The sequence below is a fragment of the Acinetobacter variabilis genome (assembly GCF_000369625.1).
In the GTDB taxonomy this organism is placed as follows: Bacteria; Pseudomonadota; Gammaproteobacteria; order Pseudomonadales; family Moraxellaceae; genus Acinetobacter; species Acinetobacter variabilis.
In genome coordinates this window covers 261681-277570 of the sequence record NZ_KB850112.1, presented here as the reverse complement: position 1 = coordinate 277570, position 15890 = coordinate 261681, and the positions used below count along the sequence as shown (strand labels likewise).

Sequence of the window (15890 nt, the reverse complement as noted above, 5' to 3'; positions counted from 1 at the left end):
GATGAGATGAGCCGACATCGAGGTGCCAAACACCGCCGTCGATATGAACTCTTGGGCGGTATCAGCCTGTTATCCCCAGAGTACCTTTTATCCGTTGAGCGATGGCCCTTCCATACAGAACCACCGGATCACTAAGACCTACTTTCGTACCTGCTCGACTTGTGGGTCTCGCAGTTAAGCGCGCTTTTGCCTTTATACTCTACGCGTGATTTCCGACCACGCTGAGCGCACCTTCGTACTCCTCCGTTACTCTTTAGGAGGAGACCGCCCCAGTCAAACTACCCACCAGACATGGTCCTCGCTCCCGATCAGGGAGCAGAGTTAGAACCTCAATATTACCAGGGTGGTATTTCAAGGACGGCTCCATGGCAACTAGCGTCACCACTTCAAAGCCTCCCACCTATCCTACACAAGTAAGATCAAAGTTCAATGTCAAGCTGCAGTAAAGGTTCACGGGGTCTTTCCGTCTAGCCGCGGGTACACCGCATCTTCACGGCGAATTCGATTTCACTGAGCCTCTGCTGGAGACAGCGCCGCCATCATTATGCCATTCGTGCAGGTCGGAACTTACCCGACAAGGAATTTCGCTACCTTAGGACCGTTATAGTTACGGCCGCCGTTTACTGGGGCTTCGATCAAGAGCTTCGCTTACGCTAACCCCATCAATTAACCTTCCAGCACCGGGCAGGCATCACACCCTATACGTCCACTTTCGTGTTTGCAGAGTGCTATGTTTTTAATAAACAGTTGCAGCGGCCTGGTTTCTGAGGCTGCCAACAGCTCAAGGAGCAAGTCCTATCACCGCCGGCAGCGTACCTTCTCCCGAAGTTACGGTACCATTTTGCCTAGTTCCTTCAGCAGAGTTCTCTCAAGCGCTTTGGTCTACTCGACCTGACCACCTGTGTCGGTTTCGGGTACGATTCCAGTGTAACTGAAGCTTAGAGACTTTTCCTGGAAGTATGGTATCAGCCACTTCACCAGTAAACTGGCTTGCTATCAACTCTCAGCATAGAGCACCCCGGATTTGCCTAAGATGCATGCCTACTGTCTTCCACCTGGACAACCAACGCCAGGCTGACTTAACCTTCTCCGTCCTCTCATCGCATTACACTGAAGTATTGGAATATTAACCAATTTCCCATCGACTACGCCTCTCGGCCTCGCCTTAGGGGTCGACTCACCCAGCCCCGATTAACGTTGGACTGGAACCCTTGGTCTTTCAGCGAACGGGTTTTTCACCCGTTTTGTCGTTACTCACGTCAGCATTCGCACTTCTGATACCTCCAGCAGACTTCTCAATCCACCTTCATCGGCTTACAGAACGCTCCCCTACCACTTGCAATAAATTGCAAATCCGCAGCTTCGGTACATAGTTTTAGCCCCGTTACATCTTCCGCGCAGGCCGACTCGACTAGTGAGCTATTACGCTTTCTTTAAAGGGTGGCTGCTTCTAAGCCAACCTCCTAGCTGTCTATGCCTTCCCACATCGTTTCCCACTTAACTATGATTTAGGGACCTTAGCTGGCGGTCTGGATTGTTTTCCTCTTGACTACGGACGTTAGCACCCGCAGTCTGTCTCCCGGATAGTACTCATTGGTATTCGGAGTTTGCATCGGTTTGGTAAGTCGGGATGACCCCCTAGCCGAAACAGTGCTCTACCCCCAATGGTATTCGTCCGAGGCGCTACCTAAATAGCTTTCGGGGAGAACCAGCTATCACCGAGTTTGATTAGCCTTTCACCCCTATCCACAAGTCATCCCCTGGCTTTTCAACGACAGTGGGTTCGGTCCTCCAGTTAGTGTTACCCAACCTTCAACCTGCTCATGGATAGATCACCCGGTTTCGGGTCTATACCCAGCAACTATACGCCCTATTAAGACTCGATTTCTCTACGGCTCCCCTATGCGGTTAACCTCGCTACTGAATATAAGTCGCTGACCCATTATACAAAAGGTACGCAGTCACCACACAAAGTGGCTCCCACTGCTTGTATGCATGCGGTTTCAGGATCTATTTCACTCCCCTCACAGGGGTTCTTTTCGCCTTTCCCTCACGGTACTGGTTCACTATCGGTCAGTCAGGAGTATTTAGCCTTAGAGGATGGTCCCCCTATATTCAGACAAGGTTTCACGTGCCTCGCCCTACTCGACATCATCATATCAGCCCTTTCGTGTACAGGACTATCACCCACTATGGTTGCACTTCCCAGAGCATTCCACTAAAACTGATATGACTTAATGGGCTGTTCCCCTTTCGCTCGCCGCTACTGAGGGAATCTCAATTGATTTCTTTTCCTACGGATACTGAGATGTTTCACTTCTCCGCGTTCGCCTCATAAACCTATGTATTCAGTTTATGATACCGACCTTATAGCCGGTGGGTTTCCCCATTCAGACATCTCCGGATCACAGGATATTTGCCGCCTCCCCGGAGCTTTTCGCAGGCTATCACGTCTTTCTTCGCCTCTGACTGCCAAGGCATCCACCACATGCACTTAATTACTTGACTATACAACCCCAAACAGTCGTTACACCTACAAGTCAGTGTAGCAACGTAGTTGTTTGCGATCTTGTGAACTTAATCACTGTACAGCTTCAATTAGATTCATATACCAAAACGCTTGATTCAGTTAATTTCGCTAGTTCTCATTCAATCACTTCAACAATCAATCTCGCGATCTCTTGTTTCCGCTCTTGTATGAGTATGAACAAATTATTTCAACTCAAATATATTCTGTTAATGATTTAATGCATCCTCGTCGGACTGCATTACTGTGATAAATCACAGAGATTAATAACAATGCCGCGCATTATACGCCGCTTTCTTACTAAGCTCTATAAGCTATCAGTTCGTTTGCTTAATGTTTAACTCATTGCATCGCAATGAGTGGTGGAGACTAGGAGAGTCGAACTCCTGACCTCCTGCGTGCAAAGCAGGCGCTCTACCAACTAAGCTAAGTCCCCAGCTTATCATTTGTGATTCGATGTATCAGATTATAGCCTGCGCACTCACTCACGTTCGTTTGCCTTGCGCTTCGCCTTAAAGCAGTGCTTTAAGTCTTGCTCATGGTGGGTCTGACAAGACTTGAACTTGTGACCCCACGCTTATCAAGCGTGTGCTCTAACCAACTGAGCTACAGACCCTCAGATACATCGTCATGAAGAACAACTTGTTGTGGATTCTTACCAATCGTCAATCTTTCGTTAAGGAGGTGATCCAGCCGCAGGTTCCCCTACGGCTACCTTGTTACGACTTCACCCCAGTCATCGGCCACACCGTGGTAAGCGTCCTCCCTAAGGTTAGACTACCTACTTCTGGTGCAACAAACTCCCATGGTGTGACGGGCGGTGTGTACAAGGCCCGGGAACGTATTCACCGCGGCATTCTGATCCGCGATTACTAGCGATTCCGACTTCACGCAGTCGAGTTGCAGACTGCGATCCGGACTACGATCGGCTTTTTGAGATTAGCATCTGCTCGCGCAGTAGCAACCCTTTGTACCGACCATTGTAGCACGTGTGTAGCCCTGGCCGTAAGGGCCATGATGACTTGACGTCGTCCCCGCCTTCCTCCAGTTTGTCACTGGCAGTATCCTTAAAGTTCCCACCCAAAGTGCTGGCAAATAAGGAAAAGGGTTGCGCTCGTTGCGGGACTTAACCCAACATCTCACGACACGAGCTGACGACAGCCATGCAGCACCTGTATCAGAGTTCCCGAAGGCACCAATCCATCTCTGGAAAGTTCTCTGTATGTCAAGGCCAGGTAAGGTTCTTCGCGTTGCATCGAATTAAACCACATGCTCCACCGCTTGTGCGGGCCCCCGTCAATTCATTTGAGTTTTAGTCTTGCGACCGTACTCCCCAGGCGGTCTACTTATCGCGTTAGCTGCGCCACTAAAGCCTCAAGGGCCCCAACGGCTAGTAGACATCGTTTACGGCATGGACTACCAGGGTATCTAATCCTGTTTGCTCCCCATGCTTTCGCACCTCAGTGTCAGTATTAGGCCAGATGGCTGCCTTCGCCATCGGTATTCCTCCAGATCTCTACGCATTTCACCGCTACACCTGGAATTCTACCATCCTCTCCCATACTCTAGCTAACCAGTATCGAATGCAATTCCCAAGTTAAGCTCGGGGATTTCACATTTGACTTAATTAGCCACCTACGCGCGCTTTACGCCCAGTAAATCCGATTAACGCTTGCACCCTCTGTATTACCGCGGCTGCTGGCACAGAGTTAGCCGGTGCTTATTCTGCGAGTAACGTCCACTTATCCCAGGTATTAACCAGGTAAGCCTCCTCCTCGCTTAAAGTGCTTTACAACCAAAAGGCCTTCTTCACACACGCGGCATGGCTGGATCAGGGTTCCCCCCATTGTCCAATATTCCCCACTGCTGCCTCCCGTAGGAGTCTGGGCCGTGTCTCAGTCCCAGTGTGGCGGATCATCCTCTCAGACCCGCTACAGATCGTCGCCTTGGTAGGCCTTTACCCCACCAACTAGCTAATCCGACTTAGGCTCATCTATTAGCGCAAGGTCCGAAGATCCCCTGCTTTCTCCCGTAGGACGTATGCGGTATTAGCGTCCCTTTCGGAACGTTGTCCCCCACTAATAGGCAGATTCCTAAGCATTACTCACCCGTCCGCCGCTAGGAATCAGGTGCAAGCACCCTATCCCCGCTCGACTTGCATGTGTTAAGCCTGCCGCCAGCGTTCAATCTGAGCCATGATCAAACTCTTCAGTTAAAATCATTTCGAGTTTTATAAGTAAAACTCTTAAACTTGGCTCATCAATTTCCTGACTTAAATTTCGCTCAAATAAACTTCGAGTAATTCAAACCAATCAATCAATGAAAATAATTTCGATCAATCAACCAGTAAAAATCCACACAAGTTGTTCTTCATAATCTCTTAATGATCTTCTTACTACTTCGTCAGTAGCAAGCTAGGTCGGCTATATTACTCTCTATCTCTAGAAAGTCAACCAGTAATGAAAATTATTTTTAAACCCCCTTTCTAAAACCCAACTTAACTATTTTATGCTAAGTTACTGTTTTATCAGAAGTTTTAATCTTCATCACCGCCGATGGATGTGCATTCTACAGCATTTCAGATGCCTTGCAACACCTTTTTTAAAACATTTGAAACGTGTGTTTATTTTATAAACCACAATATTTATAATTAACTGTTTTATATATAAAAAATATTTTAATAAAAATATTCATTATTTTATTTAGAAATTGTCAAAATAATTAAATATTTGATTATTATTAATTTTATTAAATTAAAAAAGCAAAAAGCAGAACTTTTGTCCTGCTTTTTGTACTGAATCTAATCAGATTAGAACTTCATACTGATTCTTGCCCAATAATTTCGTCCCATATTATTGAATTGTTCATTGGCCGCCAGACCGACACCTGCATTTCCCATCTTATTCAAATGCTCCGTATAGGTTTTATCTAACACATTATCAATACCCACTGATAAATCGATGTCTTCTGCTAAATTATAGGTTCCATTTAGCGATAATGTGCTAAAACCTGCGCTTTGCTGTAGATCGTATCCAACAATATTACCTTCATTCTTACTAATACGGTTTTGACCATCCACTACACGCCACAATAACCCAACATTGTATTTGTCTTGAATATAGCGCAAGTTAACTCGTGCTTCTAATGGAGAGATTTGGGGTAGCGGCATATTGTCAGTTGTATTCTCACCCCAAGCGTACATTGCACTAACATCTGCTTGAATAGCATCTGTAAAGTTATAACCAATACCTGCTTCCGCACCAGCAATAATGGCATCAACATTTCTTGAATCGACAGTATTTTGCTTAGCACTCATATGCATTGAATGCCCATGCCCACTTGATTGTGTTTGTGGATATACCATCAAAATATAATCGTTAATTAAGCCTGTATAAGCCGACACCCAAGAATTAAATGCACCGTGTTCATGCTGATAGCCTAAATCAAGCTGTAATGTTTTCTCTGTTTCTAATTTTTTGAAAGTATTTGCCGTTACACCTTTGTAATCGGTTTTAAACAATTCCCAATAATCTGGCACACGTTCTACGTAACCTAAACCGATATAAGTTTTACCATCATCATGGTTAGGGTGAGTATTTTCAAAACGGATAAATGCACTTGGCAAAAGTTCTGTGCGGCTGTGTTGAGTTTTTAAAGCATCAATTTCAACACGATCAATACGCGCACCTGATACAACACGATTGTTTCCTTCCAATTGATAAGTTAATTCACCAAAAGCACCATAAGACTGAAACTCCATATCAGCTTTTAATGGCATATCCATGCTATTCGACTTCATACCACCAGCATGTTTATTGTGTTGAGAATCAAACCCCGTAATAAGTTGAGTCTTATCCCATTCACTTGTCATAGCTAAACGAGTATTGAGTGTACGGCGTGTTACCTGCATAGACATTGGATTATCTACCATTTGATGGTTTTCATCGTGTGTCTGAGGTACTTTTCTCAAACTATAATTATCCATAATATGGTCATTAAAATTATAGTTCACTTGCGCTTCAATTTTCTTAATTACATCTGTAATATTTTTCTTCTCAACACGCAAACCTAAGCTTTCTCGTGCAAACTGTGAACCATCCATGCCACGCCCTGCATAAACAGCTTCGCCATCAGCTTTTCCGCCTGTTAACTCAATCCATGTGTTTTCATCAGGTGTCCAACCTAATGCAATATCGGTATTCCATCTTTCCCAATCTGATGGAACTTTATTGTTATCACCATCCTTATAACTATCCGATACAGATCGGCTCGCATTTAAACGAATGTATTTTTTATCATCCCCCAATGCTGCTTCAACATTATGATCTAAACGACCATAAGAGCCCATAAGTACACTAGCTTGTCCACGGTAATTTTTATCTTCTGTAAAGCTTTCAGGATTACGTTCAAAAATAACTGTTGCAGCAGAACCTGTATTGGCATATTGAACCGTTTGAGGACCTTTAATCACTGAAATACGGTCATAACTTTCTGGAGAAATATATGAAGTGGGCGAATCCATCCGGCTTGGGCAGGCACCCAAGTTTTCTGTGCCATCAGTCAGGATTTTAATGCGTGAACCGAACATGCCACGAAAGGTCACATCGCCATTGGTACCTGCTCCGCTATTGACCGAACTAAAACCTACAATACTTTGCAGATAATCTGCGCCATCGGTTGCCGGCACTGGCTGAATCGGCTGTTTCGGATCAGCACGGACAATCAGACCATTAGCATCATTACCGGCAGTTGAAGTCACCACAATCGGTGACATGGTTTGTACTGGCATGGCTTCATTTGCCAGCACCATCGAAGAATAACAAGCAACACAAATCGCAGCCGCAAGGGGCTGTAAAGAAAATTTAGGCTGGGCCATTTTCTATCTCACTGAATACATAAATTGAACACGGCCTAAGTCAGTAAAGACCCAGGCAAAACAACGTGGATTTATGCAAACAGTGGCGGTGCCCGTCCCTGCGGGATTAAAAAGAGTCGTTGAAGGATAAACCAGACATGCTTAAAGGCTTGTTCAAAAGCCAATAGTCTGACCTGAATTCGATCCAGGACTTCTTTCACTTCAAGCTCAGGCGGCAAAACCAGGTTGCCATAGACAGTACAGTACTGACACTGATGACTAGCATCGTGTTCATGCGCCATGGAGTCCGAGGAAATAGGATGCTGATCAAGATGATGAGCAGGATGTTCAGAATGAACATGAGAGGAAACTAAAAGGGCACGCGTGATGGTTTCACAGACCGGAGCAACCTGATATTGCTTCGGCAGCAAAGGCTGTAAGAATACAGCAATCTGTAGAAATACCGCTACAAAGGAAAGTAGCAGACCTCCCCGCAGAACCATAGGCAAACCCTTAAATTTATCTAGGCTGAGTATAACAAAACCCAATCAAAATTGGGCTTGTTGAATCATAAAAACTGCTTGGGAAAATAATTTTAGCGTTTAACTGCAACTTTTTCCTTATTGCGCTGGCGAACCAGTTTTTCTACTTTTTCACGGGCACGCTGACGTTTTAATGGCGACAGATAATCCACAAAAAGCTTACCATTTAAGTGATCCATTTCATGTTGGATGCACACAGCGAGAAGTCCATCAGCCTCTTGTTCAAAGGGTTGACCATCCAGACCAATTGCCTCAATTTTTACGCGTGACGGACGCTCAACTTTATCGTATATTTGAGGAACTGATAGACAGCCCTCTTCATAAGGCTGTGTTTCTTCAGTCAATGGTGTGATTTTGGGGTTAATGAACACCATGGGTTGATCTTTGTTTTCAGACAGGTCCATCACAATCAGCTGAATATGACGATCGACTTGGGTCGCGGCGAGTCCGATGCCTGGCGCTTCATACATGGTTTCAAACATATCTGCAGCGAGCTGACGAATTTCATCAGTAACTTCTTCGACTGGTTGTGCAATGGTACGAAGACGGGGATCCGGGAAACTTAAAATAGGTAATAAGGCCATACTGCGTCCTCAATTATGCCATTGATCAAAAAACCAAATGAAGGGAATGCTTCATCAAAAAAATGTGTGTAAGATCGTTATTATAACGCAATTACGCACATAATTTTAGGAATTATGATAATGAAAAAGGTTTTGAAGGGCATGCCATTTTTTAGTGCCTTGGGGTTAAAAAATCAAATGCTCGCACTGGCAGTTTGTGTCGGAGTGAGTATGGGGACAATATATTCAGCCGAGGCAGCTCCTGCCCGCAACGTCAATCCACCTGCTTTAAAAGCCAGTGCGCCTAATGTCTACGTGGTCAAAAAAGGCGATACATTGTGGGATATTTCAAAACGTTTCTTAAAAAATCCGGTGCGTTGGCCAGAAATCTGGGCCAGTAACAAGCACGTGAAAAATCCACATTGGATTTTTCCAGGTGATCGCCTGTTGATGTGTGACTATCAAGGTCGTCCAATTATCGGTAAAGACGAAGGTGATGGCTGTGAAGGTATCATCAGTCGTTATATCGGTAGTACTTCACTACAACCACAGGTTCGCGTTGAATCTTTAAATAATACGATTCCAGTGATTCCATTAGCGCACATCCAGCAATGGCTTGAACGCTATACCATTGTGGCAGCTGATTCAGTTCAAGGCACGCCTTACATTCTCGGTACCGCAGACCAGCGCGTACTGGCAGGTAAAGGCCAGAAGGTCTATGCCCGTGGTAACGGTCTGGTGGTTGGCCAGCGTTATGCGGTGTATCGTGAAGCAGACCCTTATGTCTTTACCGATGCAAATGGCAAGAAATACACGGCTGCTCTAGAGCTGCAACAGGTTGCTTCCGGAATCGCAGTACGTGGCGAAGGTGATGTTACCACGCTGGAATTGACAGATAGCTACAATGCCGAAGTGCGTCGTGGTGACCGTGTATTACCTGAATACGATCCGATGTTGCCTACCCTGTTCTATCCAGTGAATGCAGAAAATACGGTTGCTGGTGGTCAGATTGTGCGTGTACTGGGTTCAATTGGTACAGCAGCACGTCATAGTGTCGTGACGATTGACCGTGGTACGGCACATGGGGTTCAGACTGGTCATGTCTTTAGCGTAAACCAGAAAGGTGAAGTCGTGACTGATCCGAAAACCAAAGAGCGCGTACAGCTTCCAGGTGAGCGCATTGGCAATGTGATGGTCTTTAAAACTTTTGACCAGCTGAGCTATGCTTATGTGCTGGAAAGTGAGTTACCTATCAAGGTGGGTGCCAATATTCAAGCGCCATTGTTAGATGAATAATAGATTGATCTAACTTTACAACTGAAAGAATAAGAAGACACACATATAGGTCTCGATATGCTGAACTCTTTATCACGCGTGCAACTGGAAACACTGACGTTATGGTATCTAGTTCAGCATTCTCTTTCGAGCTTCTATAAAATCAGTCAGCATTATTCAAGTCTGACCACAGCCATACGGCCTGATCAGGTGCCTACCTGGCAGGCGCTTGGCATTCATGCCAATCATGTCCAACGCTTAAAAGACTTCTCGCTTCCAGAATCACAACAGAAATTTCAGCGCTGTCTGGAAAAAGTTCAGCGAGATAGTGATTTTGTTCTACTCTACCATGATCTGCACTATCCGCAGCAACTCAGCCACTATGTAGACAAACCACCGATTATTTTTGGCCAAGGTGAGCCGGATACCCTGCTACAAGCCCAAATTGCAGTTGTGGGAAGTCGCAAGCCGAGTCCTCATGGCCGGCAAGTAGCCTATGATTTTTCTTTTTATTTGAGTGAACAGGGTTTCTATATTAATAGTGGATTAGCACAAGGCATAGATGAAGCTGCTCATCGGGCAGGATTAAAACATCAGGGAACCATTGCGGTGATGGGAACCGGACTGGATCAGACCTACCCTTCTCAACATGCACAATTGCGCCAGGAGATTATTGCGCATGGTGGTGCCGTCATTACCTAGTTTCTACCAGAAACCCCACCGTTGCAGCATCACTTTCCACGGCGTAACAGGATTGTCAGTGGCTTAAGTCTCGGGGTCATTGTGGCTGAAGCGACCTTAAAAAGCGGCTCTCTGATTACGGCCAAACTGGCTGCCGAACAAGGCAAGACTGTATTTGCCATTCCGGGACATATTTATAGTGAATATCATAAAGGTTGCCATCAGCTGATTCGTGAAGGCGCGATTCTGATTGATCATCCGCAACAGGTGATTGAAGAACTGGCACTGGCGACCCAATGGCAAGCCTTACAAAATGAAGTACAACATGACATGGCGGATGAACTTCCTGCACACATACCGCCTCATTTGCTCAGACTTTATAACCAGCTGGACTGGGTCGGACAGGACTTGGATCATCTCAGTCATCATCTGCAACAGGATGTTTCTTCTCTCACCGGTCAATTGATGGAACTGGAGCTACTTGGCTTTTGCACCCAGCAAGCCGGCATGTATCTACGTTGTCGTCCGCATAAATAAGGTTCACAATAGACACTTCTTGTTTTGATAAGGTATACACATGATCACCACCTCTGTTGCCGAAGCAGCTGAATGTCTCAAAGCTGCACAGGTCTTGGCATACCCTACAGAGGCTGTTTGGGGTTTAGGTTGCGACCCCTATAATAAACAGGCATTTCACCAGATTTTAACCTTAAAACAGCGCCCGATTGAAAAAGGCGTGATTTTACTCGCAGCTCATATTTTACAAGTGGAACATTTACTTCAGGATCTAAGTGAAGAAATGCGTGAAAAAGTAATTGAGTCCTGGAGTAATGATCGACCTACAGACCGGGCGACCACCTGGCTACTCCCTGCCAATGACGATATTCCAGGCTGGATTAAAGGCAAACACCCTAAAGTGGCAGTGCGCGTGACCACTCATCCTCTTTGTGTAGCCTTGTGTCAGGCTTTTGGCGGTTTTATTGTTTCAACCAGTGCCAATCCTGCCGGCTTAGAACCTGCACGTTCCCTGCAAGATGCCATGCGTTATTTTGGTCAGGATCTGAATTATCTGAATGGTGATCTGGGACTGAGCCAGAAACCAAGCCGGATTATTGATGCCGTAACAGGTGAAATTATTCGTGACTGAGCCTTTGCTCAGTCATTTTTCTTTTCAAGTCGACTAAAGTTTTAAGACAAAAAAAAGCTCAACCATATAGGGATGGTTGAGCATAAAAAAGGATGTGTATCAATCACATCCAGAGGGTATCGAAATCTCTGGACATTTCAGCAACAGTTGCTGATCTGCGATGGAGCGTATTATGGGCGAACAGTTTAAAAAAAACAAATATATTTTAGCTCTTAAAAAGCAGCTTAAACCTATGATTAATCAATCATTATTTTAAAAAAATTCAAATTATCTTGCTCTTTTTAAAGTGCTTTTTAAAGAACCTAAAACCTCCCATCCTCGACTAAAGTCTATTTGTCTTTATTTACGAGATCATTCAAGCAAAAAAACTAAGTTTGTTTGTTCGTTTTTTAGGCAATTATTTGGCTTTTAGCAGCACCGGCGCCATGGTTTTTTTCTGGGCCAGTACAATGCCGAACAGAATAATCGCCCCACCAATACTGTGATAAATGGTCCAGGCCTCTTTTAACCAGACCAAGGCAATTAAAGCAGTAAACACCGGCATCAGGTTCATAAAGATACTGGTACGGTTCGGCCCCAGACGCTGAATCGCCATCATCCACAGCAAAGGTGCAATCAGTGACGGGAAAATACTGGCGTAGATGACGCTGCCAGCATTGGCCAGATTAATGACATCTAGACCCAACCACGCCACAAACGGCAGGTGATACAGCAATGCAAATAGAATCTGCACATACAGGCTCAGCATGAGCGGAATCTGCAGCTGCCATTTTTTCAGAAAGACCCCGTAAAAGGCATAGAAAAATACGGCAATAATCATCAGCAGATCACCCCACTGGCCGCCAGCATGCAACAGCCCCCACGGATTACCCTGCCCCATCACATAGATCAGCCCGGCAAAGGACAACAGACTGCCAATAATCGCATAGCGATTCGGGATATCGCGCAGAATCAGCATCGACACAAAAATGGTGAAAATTGGAATAAAGGCATTAATAATGCCCATATTGGTGGCGGTGGTGTAATGTGCGGCGGTATACGCCAGGCCCTGATACAGCACCAGACCAAATGCACTCAGCACTGCCAGCTGTTTCAGATGCGGGACGATCAGGGCACGTTCACGAATCACTCGCGGCAGAATAAACGGGGTCAGAATCAGAAAGGCAAAAAACCAGCGATAAAAACTGATGCTCACCGGCGAAATAAAGTCCGTCACATAGCGGGTCACGACAATATTCAGTGACCAGATCAGTACCGCACTGACCGGTAAAAGAATGACCCAAGACAGCATTTTTTCTTGCTGTGTCATATTCTGTTCCTTGTTGAGTCGATAGACCTGAAGCAGACTCTGCTTCCTGCTCTGAATGAATGCCTTTTCACTTTATTTTTAAACTTTCCTTGCGCCCTCATTCTAGTCCAATTTAAGCGTTTTGGGGCAGTGTACTGCTGCGAAATGTTGTTCTGTTCAAGATCGTCCCATCATTCAGCCCTGCTTCAATCCAGTACCTGCTTAAAATATGCTGCGTTGACACAGCGCTATACAAAAATCTGTCAAAAGCCGCAGTAATGGGTCTTGCGGGATTGGGCAAAGCCCGTTACAACAGAGAACGATAATAAATCACTTTAGGATAAACACATGGCATCTGTATATGACATTCCGGTTGCGACCATTCAGGGTGAAGAAACCACGCTGAACCTGTATCAGGGCAAGGTGGTACTGATTGTAAACGTAGCCTCTAAATGCGGCCTGACCCCACAATATGAAGGTCTGCAAAAACTCTATCAGCAGAAAAAAGAACAAGGGCTGGAAATTCTAGGCTTCCCTTCCAATGATTTTCTGGAACAGGAACCTGGAAGTGAAAAGGAAATTCAGGAATTCTGTTCCCTGAACTATCAGGTGGATTTCCCGCTGTTTGCTAAAATTCCGGTCGTGGGTGAAGCTAAACATCCTTTGTATGCTACTTTGACTCAAGCTGTGCCAGAACGTATCGGTGAAGGTCCGTGGTGGAAAGATCTGGTCGACTATGGCCTGACTCCAAATGAACCACCTGAAGTCCTCTGGAACTTTGAAAAGTTCCTGGTGAACAAACAGGGTGAAGTCGTTGCACGTTTTGCACCGGATATCACGGCAGATGATTCACGCCTGCTGGATGCAATCAATGCTGAGCTTGCTAAATAAGTCTTTTAATAGGTCGGTTGCAACTGATGACCAGTTTAGCCGACCTGACTCATAGGCATGAACATTGAATTTCATACTCTTTTCAAAAACTTATCTAAAATTTATGTTTACTGAAACCGCCCAGACCCGATAAAACATGAGTCTATTTCCATAACAACTCGAGCGAAATAATATGAGTCAGTCCATTTATGAGATTCCGGTAAAAACCGTCACTGGAGAAAATACGACTCTGTCCAGTTATCAGGACAAAGTCCTGCTGATTGTGAATGTCGCATCGAAATGTGGTTTAACCCCACAATATGAAAGACTGCAAAAACTTTATAATGAGAAAAAAACCGAAGGACTGGAAATTCTGGCTTTTCCTGCGAATAACTTTAAAGGTCAGGAACCGGGCACAGACGAGGAAATCTAGCAGTTCTGCAGTCTGCACTACAATGTGGATCTCCCGCTATTCTCCAAGATCTCTGTCGTGGGTGAAGATCAGCATCCTCTTTACCATTATCTGACCCAAGCTCAGCCGCAACGTACAGGCGGCGAAGATTTTGCAGAGCGCCTGAAAAGTTTTGGCAACACGCCAAATGAATTACCAGAAGTGCTATGGAACTTTGAAAAATTCCTGGTCAACAAGCAAGGTGAAGTGGTCGCGCGTTTTGCACCCAATATTCCAGCAGATGATGCTCGCTTGCGAGATACGATCAATGCAGAATTGGCTAAATAATTTGTAACAGTAATGTAAGTATCTATTTCAAGAATAGATACTTATTCTTTATATTAAAATCAAATACTTAAAACCATATTTACGTAGCTCTAAAACCTCCATGATTTACACTTAATTTTTATTTTTCTACAACACTTCATTCCATATTTATCAATGAGTTGAGCCTAATATGCAGTTATCCCAAGAGAGATAACGATAGGTTCAAAACATGAAAAACTTAGTAAAAGCAGTCATATTTTCATTATCTAGTGCACTTGTGGCGACTTCAGCTTTTGCTGCAGCTCCAGAGCATCACTCGCAACACCATCAGCCACAAAAAACGCATGTTCAGCAGCATGCACAGCATAAATCCCCTGCACACGCTCAACAGCATAAACAGATACATAAGAAAATAGATCCTTCACGCGATTGGCGCGTAGGTCAAAAAATACCAGCTCAGTTCCAGAACAAAGTGTACAAGGTAGACCACAGCAAATACAAAAGACTCAGCAAACCTGGTAAAAACCAGCAATGGATCAAAGTGAATGGTGACTATATCCTGACCAATGTGATGAGCCATAACATTATCAAAATTATTGCAGGATAAGTTTTATCCTCCTCGGTGAAAAAAGAGTGCTTCGGCACTCTTTTTTAATGTCTTAATCATTTGTATTCAAAATATTTGTTATTACTTTGCAACAATCTTTTTTATCTCCACATTTTATTCTTATAGTCATGCCTTAGAACCACCTGCACCGAGACCACGATTTCATGTCCAAGATTCTTGTAAATGCTCTTCTTCCTTTTGCATTATTTAGCTCAGGCATTTTATTAATGGGCTGTGAACAGGCGACCGAAGCACCGGTCGAGCAAGAACAAAGTACTCTTTCTACTGATCTTGAACCTGCACAGCAAAGTGATCGCACGACGACTGCGCAAACAGAGCTGAAGTCTGGCAATATGTTTTATATGGTGCGTGATGTGGCTGATCTGCAATTCAAGGCAGGCAGTTATGTTGAACAGTTAAAGCAGACCCAAACTGATCTGCAAACTGCGGTAGATACTAAAGATACCCAGCAACTGCAAGCTACAGCAGGCAAGTTACAACAACAGTTGACAGGCTTTAATCAGGCCTTAAGTGAACTGAATTTAAAAAGTCAGGAAATTGATCAGGTACGTAGCAATATCATGAGTGCCAATCAACAGGTTCTGGCTTCTCCTTTACTGAATGGCCAGGTCGATTTCAGCCAGGTTGATTTAAAGAAAATTGAAAGCCAGATGGTCAGTGTGCAAGCTGAAATGCTTAAACTAGCAGGCATGCTGATTCAAAACCCAGATAAAGACGCTTCATCAGAAGCTGAACCAGAAAACACCTGATTTACGTTGATATCTCGTTCAAAAAGAAGCCACTGTTTAAGTGGCTT

The 15890-nt window shown here is 44.7% G+C and carries 9 protein-coding genes, 2 tRNA genes, 1 rRNA gene, 2 pseudogenes and 2 other annotated features; of the genes and pseudogenes, 7 read left to right on the top strand and 7 right to left on the bottom strand.

The genetic code is table 11. The features are described from left to right. Nucleotides 1-74 precede the first annotated feature (74 nt). Nucleotides 75-457: a sequence feature (23S ribosomal RNA rRNA prediction is too short), on the bottom strand. 45 nt (nt 458-502) lie between these two features. Further along, nucleotides 503-2494 (bottom strand) — a sequence feature (23S ribosomal RNA rRNA prediction is too short). Between the two features lie 393 nt (nt 2495-2887). From F897_RS03865 to def, 6 genes are all read right to left on the bottom strand, one after another. Then, nucleotides 2888-2963 (bottom strand) — tRNA-Ala (locus tag F897_RS03865). Between the two features lie 103 nt (nt 2964-3066). After that, nucleotides 3067-3143: transfer RNA gene (locus tag F897_RS03860), tRNA-Ile, on the bottom strand. A 61-nt stretch (nt 3144-3204) separates the two neighbouring features. After that, nucleotides 3205-4742 (bottom strand): 16S ribosomal RNA (locus tag F897_RS03855). A 594-nt stretch (nt 4743-5336) separates the two neighbouring features. Continuing rightward, a complete protein-coding gene (locus F897_RS03850; RefSeq protein WP_005233429.1) occupies nt 5337-7403 on the bottom strand; it encodes a TonB-dependent copper receptor in 2067 nt (688 codons plus the stop codon). 71 nt (nt 7404-7474) lie between these two features. Next, nucleotides 7475-7885: a DUF2946 family protein gene (locus F897_RS03845; protein WP_005233427.1), complete on the bottom strand. Its 411-nt coding sequence runs from the start codon at nt 7883-7885 to the stop codon at nt 7475-7477. Nucleotides 7886-7977: 92 nt separating this feature from the next. After that, nucleotides 7978-8508 (bottom strand): peptide deformylase, encoded by a 531-nt coding sequence (gene def, locus F897_RS03840; RefSeq protein WP_004780730.1) that lies wholly within the window; start codon nt 8506-8508, stop codon nt 7978-7980. Nucleotides 8509-8628: 120 nt separating this feature from the next. Here def and F897_RS03835 point away from each other — a divergent pair, with 120 nt between their 5' ends. The 3 genes and pseudogenes from F897_RS03835 (at nt 8629) to tsaC (ending at nt 11590) form a co-directional block, all read left to right on the top strand. After that, complete coding sequence (locus tag F897_RS03835; RefSeq protein WP_005233424.1) at nt 8629-9783, top strand: LysM peptidoglycan-binding domain-containing protein; 1155 nt, start codon at nt 8629-8631, stop codon at nt 9781-9783. A 57-nt stretch (nt 9784-9840) separates the two neighbouring features. Next, nucleotides 9841-10980, top strand: a pseudogene (dprA, locus tag F897_RS03830) (DNA-processing protein DprA). A 40-nt stretch (nt 10981-11020) separates the two neighbouring features. Beyond that, the gene (tsaC, locus tag F897_RS03825) at nt 11021-11590 is read left to right on the top strand and encodes an L-threonylcarbamoyladenylate synthase type 1 TsaC (protein ID WP_005233408.1); all 570 of its coding nucleotides are present in this window, start codon (nt 11021-11023) and stop codon (nt 11588-11590) included. 397 nt (nt 11591-11987) lie between these two features. On the opposite strand, the gene F897_RS03815 is transcribed toward tsaC, so the two are convergent. Beyond that, on the bottom strand, nt 11988-12899 hold the full coding sequence (locus F897_RS03815) for a DMT family transporter (protein WP_005233405.1): 912 nt from the start codon (nt 12897-12899) through the stop codon (nt 11988-11990). Between the two features lie 327 nt (nt 12900-13226). On the opposite strand from F897_RS03815, the gene F897_RS03810 reads away from it, so the two are divergent. The 4 genes and pseudogenes from F897_RS03810 (at nt 13227) to F897_RS03795 (ending at nt 15843) form a co-directional block, all read left to right on the top strand. Beyond that, nucleotides 13227-13769 (top strand): glutathione peroxidase, encoded by a 543-nt coding sequence (locus F897_RS03810; RefSeq protein ID WP_005233403.1) that lies wholly within the window; start codon nt 13227-13229, stop codon nt 13767-13769. 172 nt (nt 13770-13941) lie between these two features. Then, nucleotides 13942-14487, top strand: a pseudogene (locus F897_RS03805) (glutathione peroxidase). A 208-nt stretch (nt 14488-14695) separates the two neighbouring features. Beyond that, nucleotides 14696-15073, top strand: coding sequence for an RcnB family protein (locus F897_RS03800; protein ID WP_005233398.1), 378 nt, complete (start codon nt 14696-14698; stop codon nt 15071-15073). Between the two features lie 164 nt (nt 15074-15237). Continuing rightward, nucleotides 15238-15843, top strand: a complete 606-nt coding sequence (locus tag F897_RS03795; protein ID WP_034580597.1) for a primosomal replication protein PriC — start codon at nt 15238-15240, stop codon at nt 15841-15843. Nucleotides 15844-15890: the final 47 nt, after the last annotated feature.